Origin of the sequence: Citromicrobium bathyomarinum, from assembly GCA_001306305.2 — a bacterium.
GTDB classification, from domain to species: domain Bacteria; phylum Pseudomonadota; class Alphaproteobacteria; order Sphingomonadales; family Sphingomonadaceae; genus Alteriqipengyuania; species Alteriqipengyuania bathyomarina.
Window position 1 is genome coordinate 339,815 of sequence record CP155577.1, and the last position, 18,986, is coordinate 358,800.

14 protein-coding genes are annotated in these 18,986 nt (G+C 62.0%); 10 read left to right on the forward strand and 4 right to left on the reverse strand.

Annotated elements, in window-relative coordinates:
• The first annotated feature begins 7 nt into the window (after positions 1–7).
• The 9 genes from VO57_001690 to VO57_001730 all read left to right on the forward strand — a co-directional run bounded on the left by VO57_001690 (position 8) and on the right by VO57_001730 (position 12,635).
• The gene (locus tag VO57_001690; protein XBL71375.1) at positions 8–1,357 is read left to right on the forward strand and encodes an MBL fold metallo-hydrolase; all 1,350 of its coding nucleotides are present in this window, start codon (positions 8–10) and stop codon (positions 1,355–1,357) included.
• A complete protein-coding gene (locus VO57_001695) occupies positions 1,357–1,776 on the forward strand; it encodes a hypothetical protein (GenBank protein ID XBL70076.1) in 420 nt (139 codons plus the stop codon). Before VO57_001690 ends, VO57_001695 begins: the two co-directional genes overlap by 1 nt.
• A 109-nt stretch (positions 1,777–1,885) precedes the next feature.
• Positions 1,886–3,127: a TolC family protein gene (locus VO57_001700; protein XBL70077.1), complete on the forward strand. Its 1,242-nt coding sequence runs from the start codon at positions 1,886–1,888 to the stop codon at positions 3,125–3,127.
• Positions 3,128–3,135: 8 nt separating this feature from the next.
• On the forward strand, positions 3,136–4,632 hold the full coding sequence (locus VO57_001705; GenBank protein XBL71376.1) for an efflux RND transporter periplasmic adaptor subunit: 1,497 nt from the start codon (positions 3,136–3,138) through the stop codon (positions 4,630–4,632).
• Positions 4,629–7,796, forward strand: coding sequence for an efflux RND transporter permease subunit (locus VO57_001710; protein ID XBL71377.1), 3,168 nt, complete (start codon positions 4,629–4,631; stop codon positions 7,794–7,796). The genes VO57_001705 and VO57_001710 overlap by 4 nt, the downstream gene beginning before the upstream one ends.
• On the forward strand, positions 7,775–8,161 hold the full coding sequence (locus VO57_001715; GenBank protein ID XBL70078.1) for a copper-binding protein: 387 nt from the start codon (positions 7,775–7,777) through the stop codon (positions 8,159–8,161). Before VO57_001710 ends, VO57_001715 begins: the two co-directional genes overlap by 22 nt.
• Positions 8,162–8,219: 58 nt before the next feature.
• On the forward strand, positions 8,220–9,761 hold the full coding sequence (locus VO57_001720) for a multicopper oxidase domain-containing protein (protein ID XBL70079.1): 1,542 nt from the start codon (positions 8,220–8,222) through the stop codon (positions 9,759–9,761).
• 13 nt (positions 9,762–9,774) lie between these two features.
• Complete coding sequence (locus VO57_001725; protein XBL70080.1) at positions 9,775–12,114, forward strand: heavy metal translocating P-type ATPase; 2,340 nt, start codon at positions 9,775–9,777, stop codon at positions 12,112–12,114.
• A 29-nt stretch (positions 12,115–12,143) separates the two neighbouring features.
• Complete coding sequence (locus VO57_001730; protein ID XBL70081.1) at positions 12,144–12,635, forward strand: hypothetical protein; 492 nt, start codon at positions 12,144–12,146, stop codon at positions 12,633–12,635.
• 17 nt (positions 12,636–12,652) lie between these two features.
• Here VO57_001730 and VO57_001735 read toward each other — a convergent pair whose 3' ends face one another.
• Together VO57_001735 and VO57_001740 are read right to left on the reverse strand one after the other, a co-directional pair.
• On the reverse strand, positions 12,653–14,605 hold the full coding sequence (locus VO57_001735) for a cytochrome c/FTR1 family iron permease (protein ID XBL70082.1): 1,953 nt from the start codon (positions 14,603–14,605) through the stop codon (positions 12,653–12,655).
• Positions 14,606–14,701: 96 nt separating this feature from the next.
• The gene (locus tag VO57_001740; protein XBL70083.1) at positions 14,702–15,319 is read right to left on the reverse strand and encodes a cation transporter; all 618 of its coding nucleotides are present in this window, start codon (positions 15,317–15,319) and stop codon (positions 14,702–14,704) included.
• Between the two features lie 75 nt (positions 15,320–15,394).
• Here VO57_001740 and VO57_001745 point away from each other — a divergent pair, with 75 nt between their 5' ends.
• Positions 15,395–15,793 carry a helix-turn-helix domain-containing protein gene (locus VO57_001745; GenBank protein ID XBL70084.1) on the forward strand — a complete coding sequence of 133 codons (399 nt, stop codon included), beginning with the start codon at positions 15,395–15,397 and terminating at the stop codon, positions 15,791–15,793.
• 137 nt (positions 15,794–15,930) lie between these two features.
• Here VO57_001745 and VO57_001750 read toward each other — a convergent pair whose 3' ends face one another.
• Positions 15,931–17,325: an aldehyde dehydrogenase family protein gene (locus VO57_001750; GenBank protein ID XBL70085.1), complete on the reverse strand. Its 1,395-nt coding sequence runs from the start codon at positions 17,323–17,325 to the stop codon at positions 15,931–15,933.
• Entirely contained in the window at positions 17,322–18,962 is a 1,641-nt protein-coding gene (locus VO57_001755; GenBank protein XBL70086.1) for an acetolactate synthase large subunit, read from the reverse strand. The genes VO57_001750 and VO57_001755 overlap by 4 nt, the downstream gene beginning before the upstream one ends.
• Positions 18,963–18,986 lie beyond the last annotated feature (24 nt).

Consider the following 18,986-nt stretch of genomic DNA (forward strand, 5'->3'; position numbering starts at 1 on the left):
GCAAAATATGCTGCTCGAGAAGATAAAGACCCCCGGTCTCTCCCACCTTTCCTATCTGATTGGTTCGCAGGGCAAGGCAGCGGTCATCGATCCGCGCCGGGACTGCGAGATTTATGTCGAGCGTGCCCGCGCCGAAGGGCTGGAGATCACGCATATCTTCGAAACGCACAGGAATGAGGATCTCATCACGGGATCGCCGGTATTGGCCAAAATGACCGGTGCCCGCGTTCTGCACGGTCCAAACCCTGCGGACGAGATTGTTTTCGCCGACACCGCGCGAGAGGGCGACGCTTTCGAGATCGGGAAGTTGCGGATTTCGGTGCTCGAAACTCCCGGTCACACCGACGATCATCTCGCCTTCGTCTTTCACGACGACGATTATCCCGAAGGACCGGTCGGCGTCTTCACCGGCGATGCGCTCTTCGTGGGCGACGTCGGCCGAACCGATTTCTATCCCGAGCGCGCGCGGGAGGTCGCGGGCCTCCTGTACGATTCATTGCAAAAGATTTGCGCTCTGGGTGACCAGACGATCATTTACCCCGCGCATGGTGCAGGCTCCGTCTGCGGTTCGGGAATGGCGGACCGCGAATTCTCGACCATAGGCCACGAACGTCGCAATAATCCGCGGCTCCAGATCGCCGATCGCGAGGAATTCATCGAGGCGAAGCTCGCCGAGCATCATTATCAGCCGCCCTATTTCAGGCTGATGGAACGCCTGAATGTCGAGGGAACATCTCCCGCGCCACGGATCCTGCGACCAAAACGCCTCATGCTCTCGGACATTCGCGAAATCGACGCCGATCATGTCGTCGACGTGCGGGATCCGCTTGCATACGCAAGCGGGCATCTGCCCGGTTCGATATGCCTTCCGGTCGGCATGATTTCGGCGTTTGCGGGCTGGTTCATCGGAGAAGGCGACACAATCGCACTCGTCGGATCGGCGGAAGACCAGCTGGCATCGGTCATGACGCACCTCGTGAGGATCGGGCTCGATTCGATCGTCGGCGGCTATGTCGGTATCGTCCCGGCTGCTGCGCAAGGAATGGAGATAGCGAGCCTGCCGATGATCGGGACGAGCGAGGTTCAGGATCGTCTCGAGCGCAAGCGCGACAACTGGACCTTGCTCGACGTGCGTGACCTCGATGAGCGGCGCAGCGGCGCGATCGAGGGATCGAAACACATCTACGTGGGCGAGCTCAATTCCCGCTTCGCCGAGCTCGATCGCGAACGCGCCTATACCGTCATGTGCGCCAGTGGCATGCGTGCCAGTGTGGCTGCGGGCTGGCTGCAAAGCAAAGGATTCGAAAAGCTCGACGTATATCTGGGCTCGATGGGTGCCTGGCAGCACGCGTCGTGATGAACCAGCGCACCGGACTGGAGGTCCTTGTCTTGCGCTCCTCAAAGCTTTACGCCCTTTTTATGCGAGTCTTGCGCTCCCTTGGACTGTTACTGATCGCTTGCGGGCTGTTCGTTCAATCGGCAGCGCATGCGTCTGCCCTGCCTCAGGCGCTCGATGCAGGCAAACCGACCTGCGCCGAGATGGAGATGATGGCGGGAGCAGCTTCCATGGACGATCATGACGGCGTGCCTTGCAAGAACCTTCGGCTGGATTGTCTCGTGGCATTCGGCTGCATCCCGCCCCTCGTTCCAGGGGGTGATGCGAGCCTGGTCGGAGAAAGACCGGCGCAGGCTGCTCAATTCAGCGGTTTGATCTCCAATTCGCTCGCAGCCATAGGACTGGGGCCAGAGCCGCCACCTCCGCAATTTCCGGCATGACCCGCGTGCAGGCTTAAGCCTGCGCGCTCCTGCCTCTGGATGAACGGCCTGCGCTTGACGCGAGCCGGTGATCCGGAACGCGTGCCTGACGCGCTCCTTTTGCGGATGAATGATCATGAAACGAATAAGCTGGACCGCGCTTCCGGTCCTGCTGGCCCTCGCGCCGGCGAGTAATGCCCAGTCGGTGGGCTATGAAGAAGCTTTGCGAGCAGCAACGAGCAACCAGCCCCAGGTTCGAACAAGTGAGCTGCGACTGGACGCCCGGCGCGAGATCGCCGACGCTGCCGATGAACTGCCAGACCCGCGCCTTCGCGCGGGCATCCAGAACCTGCCGGTAAGCGGGCCGGCTGCGTTCGAGCTGGATCGCCAGCTCCCTACGCAAATCCAAGTCGGTATCGAACAGGAGATCCCCAATCTCGCGAAACGTCGGGCCCGGTCCGGAATCGCGGACGCCGACATCGACCTTGCCGCAGCACAGTTGCGTCAAACAAGTTACAGGGTGCGCGTCGGAGCAGGAATGGCATGGATTTCGTTGGCTTATGCCCAACGGGCTCTGACGGTCGCCGACGATGCACTTGCTGAAATCGAGAGGCTCCTACCATTCGCGCGCAGTTCTGTCGCCGCCGGTTCGGCCAGACCCGCCGAAAGTCTGGAAGTACGCCGTGCCGTGCTCGAAGTCGAAGACATGCGGACCAGGATCGAAGCCGACCGAGAGACCGCTCAGGCCATGCTGTCGCGCTATACGGCTCTGTCGAACGCTACCGCGACCGGAACCATTCCTTCGGCCGATCTCGATCCCGAAGGTTTGCGGGCCATGCTTCAAAGCAATCCGGAGCTTGTCGTGGCGCTTGCGCAGGTCCGTCAGGCGGAAGCGAGAAGTGATCTTGCACGATCGGAAAGGCGTCCGGATTTCGGCGTCAACGTGAGTTATGGGCGGCGCGATCCCGACTTTGGCGATGCGATCTCGCTGATGGGTTCGATCACGCTCCCGATTTTCGCCGACCGGCGCCAAAACCCGCGCATAGCCGCCGCCGAAGCCGAAGCGGCTGCGGCACAGTCCGCCAGAGCCGACCGGCTGCGTGAACTCGAAGCCCAGTTCGAGACCGATCTCGCCGCATGGCGCAGCGCTTATCGACAATGGCAGCGCGCGACGGACGAATTGCTCCCGCTTGCCGAAAGCCGCGTGGACCTCGAGCGCGCGAGCCTTGCCGCGGGCCGGGCCGAACTGCTCGATGTCGTCGACGCCATCAAAACGCTCGCCGTGCTGCGGGTGGACATTCTGCAACGCGAGGAGGCGACCGTCGAAGCCGCCGCGCACCTGCGACTGACCTATGGGGAGTATGGCCGATGAGAGCCACAATGGGAGCCGCGTGGCACAGGCTGTCGCCGCGCCAGAAATCCTGGACGATGGCAGGCACAATCGCGCTCATTAGTCTTGCCGCCGGCTATGGTCTCTCGCAGCTCGGTGAAGGCCAGGGTGGTGCAGGCGACGCGGGCGGCAGTGCGACCGAATGCGAGGAGGTCCTTTACTGGTACGACCCGATGGTACCGGGGCAGCACTTCGACGAGCCGGGCAAGTCGCCCTTCATGGATATGCAGCTGGTGCCAAAGTGCGCGGGCGAGGAGGCAACCGCAGGTGTCAGGATCGATCCCGGCCTGGTGCAGAATTTCGGCATCCGCACCGCCGAAGCCGAGTACGGTGTTCTCGAGCCGGAAGTAACCGTCACCGGCGTTCTGGCCTACAACGAACGCGACGTCGCGATCGTCCAGCCACGTGCCGGAGGCTATGTACAAAGAACCTATGGCCGCGCGCCCGACGATGTCGTTGGACGGGGCGCTCCGCTCGCGGATATTTTGGTTCCCGAATGGGGCGGAGCGCAGCAGGAGTATCTGGCTGTCCTGAATAGCGGTGATCAAGAACTTGCGCAGGCCATGCGCGAACGCATGCGCCTTTTGGGCATGCCTCCAGGCCTGATCTCATCGGTAGGGCGCAGTGGACGTCCGCAGTCCACGATAACCGTTACCGCGCCGATTGGAGGTGCTATCACATCGCTCGGCGTGCGACCGGGGATGACAGTCATGGCCGGACAGACGCTCGCCGAGATAACCGGTTTCTCACCGATCTGGCTCGAAGCCGCGGTGCCTGAAACGCAGGCGGCGAATGTACGCGTCGGGCAACCTGTCAGCGCGACGCTGACCGCATTCCCCGAGGAACGCTTCTCCGGACCCATTGTCGCTATCCTGCCGAGCGCGGAGGATGCAAGCCGTACGATCACCGTTCGTGCGCAACTGCCCAATGCATCCGGTCGCCTCAAGCCGGGCATGTTCGCACAGGTCTCGCTGACCCCGGACACACGCCGCGCGCTGCTGGTGCCGTCCGAAGCCGTTATCAGGACCGGACGTCGAACCATCGTGATGGTGAAGCAGGACGAGGGCGGTTTCATGCCCGCCGAGGTCCGGATCGGCCGCGAAGCGGGTGGCAGGACCGAGGTTCTGGCCGGTCTGTCGGCCGGCGAACAGGTCGTGACATCGGGTCAGTTCCTGCTCGATTCCGAAGCAAGCCTTACCGGACTCGACGTCCGTCCGGTCGATCAGGCAGATGACGCTTCCACCGGCGGCGAGGACGAACCAGCGACCTTCGGTGCCACCGGCACGATCCAGTCGATCGCCAATGGTTCGGTGACGCTGCGGCATGGTCCTGTGCCCCGGCTCGATTGGCCCGCGATGACCATGACCTTCCGCACGAAGAGCGCGGCGCAAATGCGCGGGCTCGAGACGGGCGACAGGGTGCGCTTCACCTTCACCCAGCAGGATGCCGGCCCCCGGATCGAGTCTATCACGAGGGCCGGACAATGATTGCTCGGATAATTGATGCCTCGATCGCCAACCGCCTGTTTATCGTTCTCGCCGCCGTCGCGGTAACGCTGGCCGGTTTCTGGGCGGTGCGCACGACGCCGGTCGACGCGTTGCCCGATCTGTCCGATGTGCAGGTTGTGGTCCGGTCAAACTATCCGGGGCAGGCCCCCCGGATCGTCGAGGACCAAGTCACCTACCCCCTGGCAACGACCATGCTTTCGGTGCCGGGGGCGAAAACCGTCCGCGGCTACTCGATGTTCGGCGACAGCTATGTCTATATCATCTTCGAGGACGGTACCGACCTCTACTGGGCGCGATCGCGTGTGCTCGAATATCTCAACCAGGTGCAGAACCGCCTGCCCGATGGCGTCACGAGCACGCTTGGGCCCGATGCAACCGGTGTGGGGTGGATCTACGAATATGCGCTCGTCGACCGGACCGGCGGGCACGACCTTGCCGGACTGCGCAGCCTGCAGGACTGGTTCCTGCGCTACGAGCTCAAGACGATTCCCGGCATTGCCGAGGTCGCCAGCGTCGGCGGAATGGTCAAGCAATACCAGGTCGTGCTGGAACCTTACCGGATGGCATCGCTCGGCGTGACTCACGCCGAGATCGTGAGCGCAATCCAGGCCGCCAACCAGGAAGCGGGCGGCTCGATCGTCGAGATGGGCGAAGCCGAATATATGGTCCGCGCCTCGGGCTATCTCGGCGACCTCGAGGATTTTCGGCAGATTCCACTACGCACTGCGAGCGGCGGCATTCCGGTCACGCTTGGCGACGTAGCGACAATCCAGGTAGGCCCCGAGCTGCGCCGTGGCATCGCCGAGCTCAATGGCGAAGGCGAGGTTGCCGGGGGCATCATCGTTCTGCGGCAGGGCGCGGATGCGCGAAGCGCGATCCAAGCCGTGGAACTCAAACTCGACGACTTGCAGGCAAGCCTTCCCGAAGGCGTCGAGATCGTCACGACCTACGATCGCTCTCAGCTCATCGATGCGTCTATAGAGAACCTCACCACGAAGCTCATCGAAGAGTTTATCGTCGTGGCGCTCGTATGCGCGCTGTTCCTCTGGCACGCGCGTTCGGCACTTGTCGCCATCATCACCCTGCCTTTGGGCGTGCTCGCGGCCTTCATCGTGATGCGCATCCAGGGCGTTAATGCCAACATCATGTCGCTGGGTGGAATAGCCATCGCGGTCGGTGCGATGGTCGATGCCGCCGTCGTCATGATTGAGAACGCGCACAAGCATCTCGAGCGATGGGAACACGAGAATCCCGATACCGCGCTCGCGGTGAAGGAACGCTGGCGGATCATCGCCGATGCATCGAAGGAAGTGGGACCGGCGTTGTTCTTCAGTCTGCTGATCATTACGCTGTCGTTCCTACCGGTCTTCACCCTGCAGGCGCAGGAAGGGCGGTTGTTCGCTCCGCTCGCTTTCACCAAGACCTATGCCATGGCGGCCGCGGCCATTCTGTCGGTAACGCTGGTGCCGGTAATGATGGGATGGCTGATCCGTGGGAAGATCCCTTCGGAGGATTCCAATTTTCTCAACCGCTGGCTGACGAAAATCTATCGTCCGGGGCTCGACTGGGTCATGCGGCGCCCAAAGGCAACGCTGGTGATCGCGGCGCTGATCTTCCTGACCACCGCGATCCCCTTCACCCGGCTTGGCGGCGAGTTCCTCCCGCCGCTCGATGAAGGCGATTTGCTTTATATGCCGAGCGCGCTGCCCGGCCTTTCCCCCGGCGAGGCTTCGGCGCTGCTGCAGCGCACCGATCGCCTGATCAAGTCGGTCCCCGAGGTGGAAACGGTGTTCGGCAAGGCGGGGCGCGCCGATACAGCGACGGATCCGGCTCCCCTGACGATGTTCGAAACGACGATCCGCTTCAAGCCGCGCGAGGAGTGGCGCGAGGGAATGACGCCCGATCTGCTGGTCGAGGAACTTGACCGGGTCGTTCAGGTGCCGGGCCTCGCCAATGTCTGGGTGCCGCCGATCCGCAACCGGATCGACATGCTCGCGACCGGGATCAAGAGCCCGATCGGGGTCAAGGTTTCAGGCGACGATCTCGATCAACTCGAACGCGTTGCACTCGATGTGGAGCGTATCGCCAAGACCGTGCCTGGCGTGAGTTCCGCCCTGGCGGAGCGCCTGTCGAGCGGTCGCTATGTCGATGTCGATATCGACCGGATGGCGGCCGCGCGATACGGGCTCAACATTGCCGACATCCAGCAGATCGTCTCTGGTGCAGTTGGCGGTGCCAATGTCGCACGGACGGTCGAGGGGCTGGCGCGCTATCCGATCAATGTGCGCTATCCCCGCGAAATCAGGGACAGCGTCGAGGAACTCAGGGCCTTGCCGGTTCTGACGCCGTCCGGCCAACAGATCACGCTTGGCACTGTCGCCCGTATCGCCGTCAGCGACGGTCCGCCCATGCTCAAGAGCGAACAGGGCCGACTGACCAGCTACATCTACGTCGACGTCCGGGGCCGCGATCTTACTTCGGTGGTCGCCGATCTGCAGGAGGTCGTCGCCGCGGGTGTCGATCTTCCTGCCGGCGTCAGCCTGTCCTATGCGGGCCAGTTCGAATATCTGACGCGCGCCTATGAGCGACTGAAGGTCGTGGTTCCCGCGACGCTTGCGATCATTTTCCTGCTGCTCTATCTCATTTTCCGGCGCTGGGACGAAGCCTTGCTGATCATGGGCACGCTGCCCTTCGCGCTGACGGGCGGATACTGGTTGCTCTATCTGATGGGCTACAACCAGTCGGTGGCGACTGCGGTCGGTTTCATCGCGCTTGCCGGCGTCTCCGCCGAATTCGGCGTAGTGATGCTGATTTACCTGAAAGCCGCACTGGAGCGGCGACGCGGTGATCTGAGCGCCGAAGAAGTAGACGAGGCCATCCGGGAAGGCGCGCTCCTGCGCGTGCGGCCCAAGGCGATGACCGTCGCAGTCATCCTTGCGGGTCTCTTTCCGATCCTGATCGGCACCGGCGCGGGCTCGGAAGTCATGAGCCGCATCGCCGCGCCGATGGTTGGCGGCATGATCACCGCCCCGCTCCTGTCCATGTTCCTGCTTCCCGCCGCCTATCTGTTGTTGCGGCGCCCCCGTCCGGAAAAACCGGCCAACCCTCAAGGAGAAGAAGAGTGCGTACCCCAACCTACATGATCCTGCTCGCGGCACCGCTGGCGCTTGCAGCCTGCGACGCTGCAGACGACAGCTCAGAGACCATGATGTCAGACGACATGGCGAACTCGGACAGCATGCCCATGTCAGGCGAAATGCCGATGGCGGAGGAGACCGGCGGCGAGCAGAGCGCCAGCGCGGAGGGAACGGTTACAGCCATCGATTCCGAGGCGGGCACGGTGACCATCGAGCATGGTCCGGTCGAAAGTATCGGATGGCCCGCGATGACCATGACCTTCGAAGCCGACGCGCAAATCCTCGAACAGGTCAGTGTCGGTGAGGGAATAGCCTTTGAATTTCGTACTGGAACCGAAGGCAGCGTCGTTACCTCGGTAACGCCGCGATAGGACGGTGGGTGGGAGGCGCTCGGTTGCGCCGGTGCCTCCCACGCAAAAACAGGTGAATATGCCAGGTATCGACAGGCCCGACTTTAAGGATCGCCGCGACTTCATCAAGAGCGCCGGCCTCGCGGCGACGGGTTTCGCCGCGCTGCCGCTGCTGGGTTGCGGTACGCAAAGCAGGATGTCGCTCGATCAGGGAGGCGAAAGCAATCCTCTTGCCATACCTCGGCTACAGGCAGGAACGATCGAACGGGGCGAGCGTGTCTTTCGCCTGTCCCTGACACCGGGCGAGAAAGAATTCGTGCCCGGCACGGCGTCACCGACGATCGGTATCGACGCATCCTATCTCGGCCCGACCCTCGAAATGCGCCGCGGCGAACAGGTTCGCTTTCACATCGACAACAAGCTTGCCGAAGATGCGACCGTTCACTGGCATGGTTTCGAACTTCCCGCCACAGCGGATGGCGGGCCGCACCAGCTCATACGGCCCGGTGAGCGCTGGAGCCCGTCCTTCGAAATACGCCAGCGCGCTTCGTTATACTGGTATCATTCGCATCTGCATCGCCGGGCCGGACCACAGGTCTATGCCGGACTTGCTGCCCCGATCTACGTGCGCGACGAGGAAGAGGATCGCCTCGATCTGCCGAGCCGGTACGGTGTAGATGACATACCGCTCGTCGTGCAGGATCGCGTGATCGACGGCGCGGGCCGCCTTGTTTACCCGCTCGATATGCACTCGCGGATGATGGGGGTGATGGGTGAGCGCATCTATGTGAACGGAACGGCCAATGCCGTTTTCGAGGCCGCCGCCGGTCCGCTGCGCCTGCGGCTTCTCAATGGATCGAATGCGCGGTTCTACACCTTCTCGCTCGAAGGTGATCGTCCGATGCAACTCATCGCAAGCGATGGCGGCCTGCTTGCCGCGCCAAGCGAGGTTCGCAGTCTTACCCTTGCCCCAGGCGAACGCGCACAAGTGATCGTCGATCTTTCCGAAGGGCGCCCGCTCCGGCTGATTGCCAGCAGCCCTGCTAACGCCATGGGCATGATGGGCGGGCAAGGCGGGGGTATGATGGGCGGCGGAATGATGGGAAACCGGGCCGATCGCGAGAGGCAGGGGCGCACGTTTTCGATCCTCGATATGCGCCCCTCAGGCGCGTCAACTCCAGTAATGCTCCCGCCCACTCTGGCCGCGCTTGCTGCGCCAGACCCCTCACTCGCCGTTCGCAGCCGCCGTTTCGTGCTCGATATGGGCATGATGGGCCGGGGCATGTCGATCAACGGCGAAACCATGGACATGGACGTCATCAATCAGCGCGTACCGGTGGGTCAGTGGGAAATATGGGAAATCGCCAACGCATCGATGATGGCCCATCCCTTTCATATTCATAACGTGCAGTTCCGCTTGCTCGACCGGGACGGTCGGCCTCCGCGGGCGGAAGAGGCGGGCTTCAAGGACACCGTAATCGTCAACCCGCGTGAACAGGTCAGGCTGCTGTTGCGGTTCGAAGAAAATACCGATCCCGACACTCCCTACATGTATCACTGCCATATCCTCGAGCACGAGGACGCAGGCATGATGGGGCAGTTCGTGGTGATGGCCAATTAGGGGAGAACGACAGATGAGCGATGGGCACAATGCAATCGAGGGTATGGCGACCGACCCCGTTTGCGGAATGAGCGTGAAGATGGACGGCGCCCGCTTCGTCGATCGACACGAGGGTGGCGACCATTACTTCTGCTCCTCGCGCTGCCTCGACAAGTTCCGCGCGGATCCGGAGATGTATCTTTCGAAGGCGCACCTCGATGCTGTCGAGGATGTCCCGGAAGGTACCATATACACCTGTCCGATGCATCCGGAGATCCGGCAGCCGGGGCCGGGCTCTTGCCCGATATGCGGGATGGCCCTCGAACCCGAAACGGTCACTCTGAACGAGGGCCCCGATCCCGAACTCGTCGACATGCGGCGAAGGTTCTGGTGGAGCGCGCTCTTCACGCTGCCGCTCTTCGCCTATGCGATGGGCGACATGATCCCGTCGCGACCGTTCGATCAGGTCATCGAACCCGCTATCGCGCAGTGGCTGCAGCTCCTGCTGGCAACTCCGGTGGTGCTTTGGGGCGGCTGGCCCTTCTTCACCCGCGCGCTGCAATCGGTCCGGACCATGAACCTCAACATGTTCACCCTGATCGGCTTCGGCGTCGCCATCGCCTATCTGTTCAGCCTTGTGGCAACCCTCGCCCCGGACATCTTTCCCGAGGCATTCCGCGATCATGCGGGCCGGGTCGGCGTCTATTACGAGGCCGCAGCGGTTATCACGACCCTCGTGCTGCTCGGGCAGGTGCTCGAGCTCAAGGCGCGCGGATCGACATCGAGCGCCTTGCGAGCGCTTCTCGAACTCGCACCCCCGACCGCGATGAAGATCTTCGGTCGCGGGGACGAGCGCGAAGTACCGCTCGATGAATTGACGTCGGGGGACCTGCTGCGCGTGCGTCCGGGCGACAAGGTCCCCGTCGATGGCACGCTCGAGGATGGAAGCAGTGCCATCGACGAATCCATGATCAGTGGCGAACCCATTCCCGTCAAGAAAAGCGCGGGCGATCCCGTGATCGGGGGCACCGTAAACCAGACCGGCAGCTTCACCATGCGCGCGACGCAGGTCGGCGCGGACACCATGCTCTCGAAGATCGTGCAGATGGTCGCGGAGGCCCAGCGCAGCCGGGCACCGATCCAGCGGCTCGCCGACCAGGTCACCGGATGGTTCGTACCCATCGTCGTCCTTGTCGCTATCGTGAGTTTTGTCGTCTGGGCCATCTGGGGACCGGCACCGGCCCTTGCCTACGCGCTCGTCAACGCGGTCGCCGTTCTGATCATCGCGTGTCCCTGCGCGCTCGGACTGGCGACGCCGATGTCGATCATGACCGGTACCGGCAAGGGCGCGCAGCACGGGATCCTGATCAAGAACGCCGAAGCGCTCGAAACGCTGGAAAAGATCGATACGCTGGTCGTCGACAAGACCGGAACGCTGACCCGGGGCAAGCCTGATCTTGTCGACGTAAAACCGCAGCCAAATTTCGACGAGCAGGAATTGCTGAGCCTTGTCGCTGCCGTTGAGAGAGGAAGCGAGCATCCGCTCGCCCACGCGATCGTGGAAGGGGCTCAAAACAGGGGCGCTGCCATTCTCGACGCTTCCGATATCGAATCCGTGACCGGCGAAGGTATCCAGGCAAATGTCGACAAGCGCCTGGTCGCGATCGGGAATGAAAAGATGATGGAGCGTATAGGGGCGCTCGAAGAAGGCTGGCGGTCAACGGCGGACGAAGGCCGAAGCCTCGGACAGACGGTGATGTTCGTGGCCGTGGACGGGGCACCGGCAGGCCTTATCGCGGTCGCCGATCCGATCAAGGCAACCAGCCGCACCGCTATTGCCGCGTTGCATGAGCGCGGCATCAAGATCGTGATGCTTACCGGCGACAGCGAAGCCACCGCGCGTGCGGTAGCAAGCCAGGTCGGTATCGACGAAGTCGAAGCGAACGTCTCGCCCGAGGACAAACATCGCAAGATCGAGCAGTTGAAGAGCGATGGTCGCCGGGTCGCTATGGCCGGCGACGGCATAAACGACGCACCCGCGCTTGCCGCTTCGCATGTCGGCATCGCGATGGGAACGGGTACCGATGTCGCGATCGAAAGCGCGGGCGTGACATTGGTGCGCGGCGACCTCGTCGGCGTTGTTCAGGCGCTCGTCCTGTCTCGGGCCACTATGCGCAACATCAGGCAGAACCTGTTCTTTGCCTTTGCGTATAATGCGCTCGGCATACCGGTCGCAGCAGGTGTCCTCTATCCATGGACCGGGTTGCTTTTGAACCCGATGATCGCGGCCGCAGCGATGAGCCTGTCTTCGGTATCGGTGATCGGCAACGCCCTGCGCCTGCGCGGCCTCGCTCTTCCCAAATTCGATACCTGAGCGATGGGGACGGGACGGAGATCGCAGGAGTGACGAATCAGACGATGCAGGATCAGGACCAAATCTCTGAGGAATCGCGCGAATGGCGCGGTGCTCATCCAGCCCTCTGGATCGCGATATTCGGAATTCTCATCGCTTTCGCCTGGGAGATGCTCCAGCTTCCTTTCTACCAGTCGGGAGGTCTGTCGCCTGCCGAGGCAGCACGTCGCTGCGGCCTGGCCTCGTTCGGCGATGCCGGGATCATGGTGGCCGCTTATCTCGGCGCCTCTGTCGGCAGTGGTAAAACGCCGTGGCTCGTAGACTGGCCGATCTCGCGTTTTGTCGTGTTCCTGGGAATCGGCCTGGGCATTACTGCCATGGTCGAAGTGCTGGCTGTCGGTGCCGACTGGGGGTGGTCCTATAGTGCAATCATGCCGCTGGTGCCCGGAACCAAAATCGGTCTCATACCGATCGCGATGTGGGTCGCGGTTCCCACAGCCTCCTTGTGGCTCGCGCGCCGTCTCGGCACCGGACCCCGCTGATCGCAAACCGGGATCACCTATCCCTCGACAGCTGCCGGCTGCGGTCCCGATGGTGATCGACTTATCCGAAATCCGGCAATCAGAGCGAGCAGCGTGAGCAATTGCGCGCCGATCGTCTCGACAGTCGGGAAGAAGCCGAGTTCGGCGAGGCGCGGCAAGCCGGCAATGAAAGTGGCGGAAAGAACTCCGGCCTCCTGGAAAGCGCCCACGCCCTTGCCCGCGAGAATGACCGCAAGGATCGCAATCAGGATAGCACTATAGCGGAAGAACTGGGTGATCGGCAGTTTGCGGCTGTAGCGCAGCATAACCCATGCGATGAACGCTAGCAGCGCGACTGCGGACAAGGCACCTGCCAATATGATGCCGCTGCTCTGCGGGTTCCACAGGGCAGCGTAGAACAGAATAGTCTCGAACGCTTCCCGGTAGACGACCACGAATGCAAGACCAAAGAGAAACCATGCCGATCCGCGCGAAAGCGCCTTGCCCATTTTTTCCTGGATATAGCGCCGCCACTCCTCGGCCTGGGATTTGCCGTGCATCCAGATCCCGACCGATACGAGAATGACAGCCGCAAGCAGCGCGCCGATCCCTTCGGTCATCTCGCGGCTCGCCCCGCTGATGCTTACGAAGTAGGTTGCTACGACCCAGGTGGCGACACCTGCGAAAAGAGCAGCGATCCACCCACCATGGATATAGGGCAATACCTCGGAGCGCTGCGACTTTTTCACAAAGGCGATCATGGCGATCACAACCAGAATTGCTTCGATCCCCTCGCGCAGGAGAATGGTGAACGCCCCGAGAAAGGTCGAGATTTCGCTGGCCGCCTCAGGAGCCAACGCTTCCTCGGCTCTTGCCAGCAGACTATCGATGCGAGCCCTTAGTTGCTGTAGTTCGGATGGATTCGCACCGGACTCTATTCCGGCCCGGAATTGCCCGAGCGCCTGTTCTACCTCCCGCATCAAACCGCCATCGCGCGTTGCCAGGAGGGCCTCCAGGGGTTCAAACCCGTCGAGATAGGCAGACAGGGCAAGCTGCCGCGCTTCCTCTCGGTTGCCAGCCCGATAAGCTGACAGGCTGCGATCGAGCGTATCGCGAACGAAGGCGAGCGAACCTGCGTCATTTGCCTGTCCCACCGCATCGGGATTGGCGCGAAGATAGGCCATGACGGCGAGCGCACGGTCCTCACCGATCTGCTCGGCCAGACTTTCCGGTGTGAGCGCGGCGAGCGTCTCGAGATCGGGGACAAGCTGGCGTATGCCATCATCTTCCCGCCAAATACGCTCGCCCTTGGCCACATCTTCAAAAGCAATGCTGCCGGCATGGAATGCAAGCGCCCAGCGATCCTCGTCGGACAGCGATGCGAAGCTGGCCATGGACGTTCCTTCCAGCCCTTGCGTGATGACCTGGTAAAGCCCGAACGCACTGCGCTGCCGCGCCCGGTCGATATCGGTGAAGTCGATCGGCGGGGGATCAAGTGCCTGCATTGCGGCCGGTGGCGCACTTCCGGCGGCGCCGTGACACGAGGCGCAGTTCTGCGCGAAGAGAGTGCGGGCGCGGTCAAGGTCGGGCGCTTGCGAAGGGGCAAGCGGAACCGGGTAGGCTGTCAGCAACGAGGCTGCCAGCGCGCGCGCTAAGCGCCCAACTCGCTCGGCGGGTTCCTTATTGGCGATCAGAGCTCGCAGCTGGTCCGATCGGCGGATGAGTGCTTGATTGTCTTTAGTATCCGGCAATGCAGCGATCTGCCGCGCCACGACATCGGAAAACTCCACCATTTCGCGATATTCGAATTCGTCGGCAACACGTCCCTCGGAAACGGCGGAGGCGTAGTCGACCGCGATATAATCGAGCAGACGCCATGTGGTTCGCACGTCGGGTTCTTCCGCGTTCGCGGTGACGGACAGACACAGCGCAAGCGCCAGCAGAATGAGCCGCAGTGCCGGATGGACGGTGGCGGAGACGATGCGATGCATGAGGGGTCTCTATATCTGTTGCAATTAATTCGCAATAGCAGGGTGTAGACGGAAATGTATTTCCTCCAACCCCCGATCGCGGGGATATTCTGGAGTTTAGGTAGAGCGCAGTTCGCCACGGGCCTGTTTGGAGACTTCGGCACTTCCCCACACCGCCAGTCCTGCCATGATGCTCGCCACAACCAGATCGGGCCACGCACGGCCGGTGCCGAAAACGCCAATCGCTGCCGCCAGCACGGCGATATTACCGATCGCGTCGTTGCGCGAACAGATCCACACCGAGCGCATGTTCGCATCGCCCGAGCGATACCGGAACAGCATCGCGGCGACGGCGAGATTTACCGCCAGAGCAAGAGAACCGATGGCGCCCATCGTTCCCGGGTCGGGCGACGCCCCGACAAAGAAACCCCAGATGGCCGAGCCGAGCACCCACAGGCCGAAAGCCAGCATGGTCGCCGCCTTTACGAGAGCCGCACGCGCGCGCCAGACGAGCGCCATCCCCGCTACACCGAGACTGATAGCATAGTTTGCCGCATCACCGAGAAAGTCGAGCGCGTCGGCCTGCAAGGCGCGCGAATCCGCAGCAATGCCTGCCACGATCTCCACGCCGAACATGATTGCATTAAGGCCCAGTGCGATCCACAGAATGCGCCGCCATGTCGGATCGTTGTTGTTTGCACCGGCCTCATCGGGGCCGCAGCAGGTCTTTCCCATTTACTCGACTCCTTGCGTCGATCCGCCCTATGCGCCTTGTAGTAACTACAAGGTCAAGCGGCAGGAGCCTTTGTCATGAGAATTGGTCAACTTGCCCGGATAACCGGCGTCAAATCCGAAACAATCCGCTTCTACGAGCGTGAGGGTATCCTCGCTGCCCCTCCACGCACGCGGGCCAATTATCGCGATTATGGACCAGCAGAGGAAGCGCGCCTTAACTTCATACGGCGCGCGCGTGATCTCGGCTTCTCCATGGCACGCATCAGGGAATTGCTCGATCTCTCCGATGATGCCGACCGGTCCTGCGCGGGCATCGACGCTCTGGCCAGAAGCCATCTCGGCGAGGTCGAGCGCAAGATCGCGAGCCTGGAGGCGTTGCGGACGGAACTTGGGCGTATGATCGCTGCCTGCGAGCAAGACACTGTAGGCGATTGCCGCATCATCGATGCACTTGCGGGTACCGCCGAGCCTTGATGTCCGCGCCTCGTGCGCCAGTTCGGTCAGGCTCGCCAATGCACGGCTTTTGTCGGCCGCCCATAAGAGACTTAACTTCGGGAAAGGCCGACGAGTGCGAAGCTGCCCGTGTCGCCATCCCGGGTCTGTCGAACGGGCTATGATGCCGCCGCAGGCCAGTTCCAGACGGCCATTTTTTCAATGCTCATATCCGCCATAGTGTAGGGGATCCCGCCGACGCCAAGCCCGGAGCGGCGCAGCCCTGCAAAAGGCATCCAGTCCACGCGGAATGCCGTATGGTCGTTCACCATCACAGCCGATCCCGCCAGAGACTGTATGCAATGATTGGCGATTGACAGCCGATCGCTGAATACAGCGGCCTGAAAGGCGTAAGGCAGGGCATTGGCCTGCTCGATAGCCAGGTCGATATCGTCATAGCCATACACGCAGATCACGGGGCCGAAGATTTCTTCCCGGGATATCTTGGCACTTTCGGGAGGATCGACAATGACGGTCGGGGAGAAAAGAGTGTCACTCAGACGGCTTCCCCCGCACACCAGGGTGCCTCCTGCTGCGATGGCTTCATCGACCCAGCGTTCGACGCGGTCAACTTCCTCCGTTCGGATCAGGGGTCCGCATTGGGTCTCAGCATCGGCGGGATCGCCCACTACCAGCTTTTCGGCAGCTCGCCTTAGGTCATGAGCGAAGTCTTTCAATTCTGCAGCAGGGACGTACACGCGCTGCACGGAAACGCAGACCTGACCCGAATGATAGAACCCGCCTTTGAGCAACGAGGCGATCACTGCTGCGCGCTCCACGCCGCTGTCCACGATTACCGGCGCCGCGCCGCCGTGCTCGAGAGCAATGCGGGTTCCCGGCGCCAGCTTCGAGCGAAGCATCCAGCCGATCTTCGCAGAACCGATGAATGAGAAGAACTCCGTGCGCGGATCGGTTACCATTCTTTCGGCAATATCGTTGCCGCAAGGTGCGAACCGGCACCAGGCCTCGGGCAGGCCGGCTTCATGAAGAATGCTCACAAAGCTCTGGCATGACAGAGGCGTTTCCAGCGCAGGCTTGATGAGAACGGGGCACCCGGCTGCTACCGCCGGTCCAACCTGATGGACGATCAGGTTGAGCGGGTGATTGAATGCCGAGATCGCCACGACAGGACCGATCGGCTCGCGGAAGGTATATGCCGTCCTTCCCGCACCCGCTTCTGTCAGGTCCATGGGGATCTCGTGACCGCCGCCATCGCTGAGCGCCTGAACGCATAAGTCGACGCTGTTGATCGCGCGACCGGCTTCCACGCGCGCATCGACCAGCGGTTTGCCGCCCTCCCTGACGATCTGGAGAGCCAGATCCTCGGCTCGTTCGCGCATGATATCCGCAGCCCGCCGGAGGATGGCGACACGCTCGTGCACGGCAAGCCAGCCATGGCGGTCGCGGTGGAGCAACTGCGCTTCATTCAGCCATTCATCGATTTGAGGCCAGTCGACAAGCGGCACTTCTGCAACCGGCTCGCGGTCGAACGGATTGTGAACGATCGTCTTCATAGCTCGCACACCTTTGCGCCGAGTTCGTCGATCAGCACCTTCTTGTTTTCGGAGTAGTCGACGGGCAGATCGACAAGGTGCACGCCGCCCGCCTCGAATGCGGCGTTCAGGACCGCCACAAGATCTGCGCTCCGCTCGACCCGGTGACCGGTCGCTCCATAGCTTTGTGCGTAGGTGACGAAGTCGGGATTGGAAAAGGTTAGGCCGTAGTCCGGAAAGCCGAGCTGGTCCTGCTTCCAGCGGATCATGCCGTATGCCGCATCGTTCAGGACGAGTACGACGAGGTTCAGGCCCAGCCTGACGGCCGTTTCCAGCTCCTGCGAGTTCATCATGAACCCGCCATCGCCGCATACCGCGAGCACTCTGCGCCCCGGCGACAGCATCGCCGCCATCATGGCCGATGGAAGGCCTGCGCCCATCGTCGCCAATGCATTGTCGAGAAGGATGGTACCCGGTTCATTCGCAATGTAGTTTCTGGCGAACCAGATCTTGTAGATACCGTTGTCGAGCGCAACGATATCATCGCGCGCCATTACGCTGCGTACGTCGGCAACCACGCGCTGGGGGACCATCGGAAAACGTTCGTCGTCGCTGGTCTCGGAAATGTGCGAAGCAATCTCGTGGTGCAGCACAGTGTAATAGCTGCGATCGCACTGCAGCTTGCCATCCAGACGGTTTCCCAGCCGCTCGACCGATCCGGCGATGTCGCCGATGACCTCGAGCTGCGGGAAGTAGACCTGATCGACTTCGGCTGCCTTGTAATTGATATGGATGACGGTCTGCCCGCCCGGCTCCATGAAGAAGGGCGGCTTCTCCACCACGTCGTGACCGATATTGACGATCAGATCGGCCTTTTCGATTGCGCAGTGAACATAATCGCCCGACGATAGCGCCGCGGTGCCCAGATAGAGCTCGCTATCTTCATCGACCACGCCCTTGCCCATCTGGGTGTCGAAGAATGGAAAGCCGGTATCAGACACGAACTTGCGCAACGCTTTCGAAGCGCGGCGGCGGTTCGCTCCGGCACCGATCAGGAGCAATGGCCGCTCAGCCGCGATGATGCGCTCGGCCGCTTCGTCGAGCGCAGCATCTCCGGCGACCGCATAACGCCTGTAATGCGGAGGTATGACCGGTTCGATCGTTTCCTCTTCAGCGATATCTTCCGGCAGCTCGAGCAGTACAGCGCCCGGCCTTTCTTCCTGCGCCAGACGGAAACCTTCGCGAACGAGCGAGGGAATGCGATTGCCGTTCACGATCTGGGTCGAAGCCTTGCAGAGCGGCGTAAACAGGGAAACGACGTCGACAATCTGGAACTGGGCCTGTTTCGATGTCTTGATCGGTTTCTGCCCAGTAATAATGACGAGCGGAAAGGCCCCGAGCGCGGCATAGGCCGCCGGTGTGGTCAGGTTCGTGGCACCAGGCCCGAGCGTTGCCAGGCACACACCTGCCTTGCCGGTCAGGCGGCCATAGGTCGCCGCCATGAAGCCAGCGCCCTGTTCGTGACGGGCCAGAACCAGCGTGATGGCGGAAGTTCGCAGCGATTCCAGGAGATCCAGGTTCTCTTCGCCTGGAACGGCGAAAACATATTCGACGCCCTCGGCCTCGAGCGCGGCGACCATAAGATCGGAAGCTTTCATTCGTTGGTCCTCATTTTACGGGTT

Excerpts from the sequence above, each read along its gene's own strand:
- VO57_001690 (XBL71375.1), top strand. The coding sequence starts at position 8 with ATGCTGCTCGAGAAGATAAAGACCCCCGGTCTCTCCCACCTTTCCTAT.
- VO57_001745 (XBL70084.1), top strand. The coding sequence starts at position 15,395 with ATGAGAATTGGTCAACTTGCCCGGATAACCGGCGTCAAATCCGAAACA.
- VO57_001695 (XBL70076.1), top strand. The coding sequence starts at position 1,357 with ATGAACCAGCGCACCGGACTGGAGGTCCTTGTCTTGCGCTCCTCAAAG.
- VO57_001725 (XBL70080.1), top strand. The coding sequence starts at position 9,775 with ATGAGCGATGGGCACAATGCAATCGAGGGTATGGCGACCGACCCCGTT.
- VO57_001735 (XBL70082.1), bottom strand. The coding sequence starts at position 14,605 with ATGCATCGCATCGTCTCCGCCACCGTCCATCCGGCACTGCGGCTCATT.
- VO57_001700 (XBL70077.1), top strand. The coding sequence starts at position 1,886 with ATGATCATGAAACGAATAAGCTGGACCGCGCTTCCGGTCCTGCTGGCC.
- VO57_001710 (XBL71377.1), top strand. The coding sequence starts at position 4,629 with ATGATTGCTCGGATAATTGATGCCTCGATCGCCAACCGCCTGTTTATC.
- VO57_001755 (XBL70086.1), bottom strand. The coding sequence starts at position 18,962 with ATGAAAGCTTCCGATCTTATGGTCGCCGCGCTCGAGGCCGAGGGCGTC.
- VO57_001750 (XBL70085.1), bottom strand. The coding sequence starts at position 17,325 with ATGAAGACGATCGTTCACAATCCGTTCGACCGCGAGCCGGTTGCAGAA.
- VO57_001720 (XBL70079.1), top strand. The coding sequence starts at position 8,220 with ATGCCAGGTATCGACAGGCCCGACTTTAAGGATCGCCGCGACTTCATC.
- VO57_001740 (XBL70083.1), bottom strand. The coding sequence starts at position 15,319 with ATGGGAAAGACCTGCTGCGGCCCCGATGAGGCCGGTGCAAACAACAAC.
- VO57_001705 (XBL71376.1), top strand. The coding sequence starts at position 3,136 with ATGGGAGCCGCGTGGCACAGGCTGTCGCCGCGCCAGAAATCCTGGACG.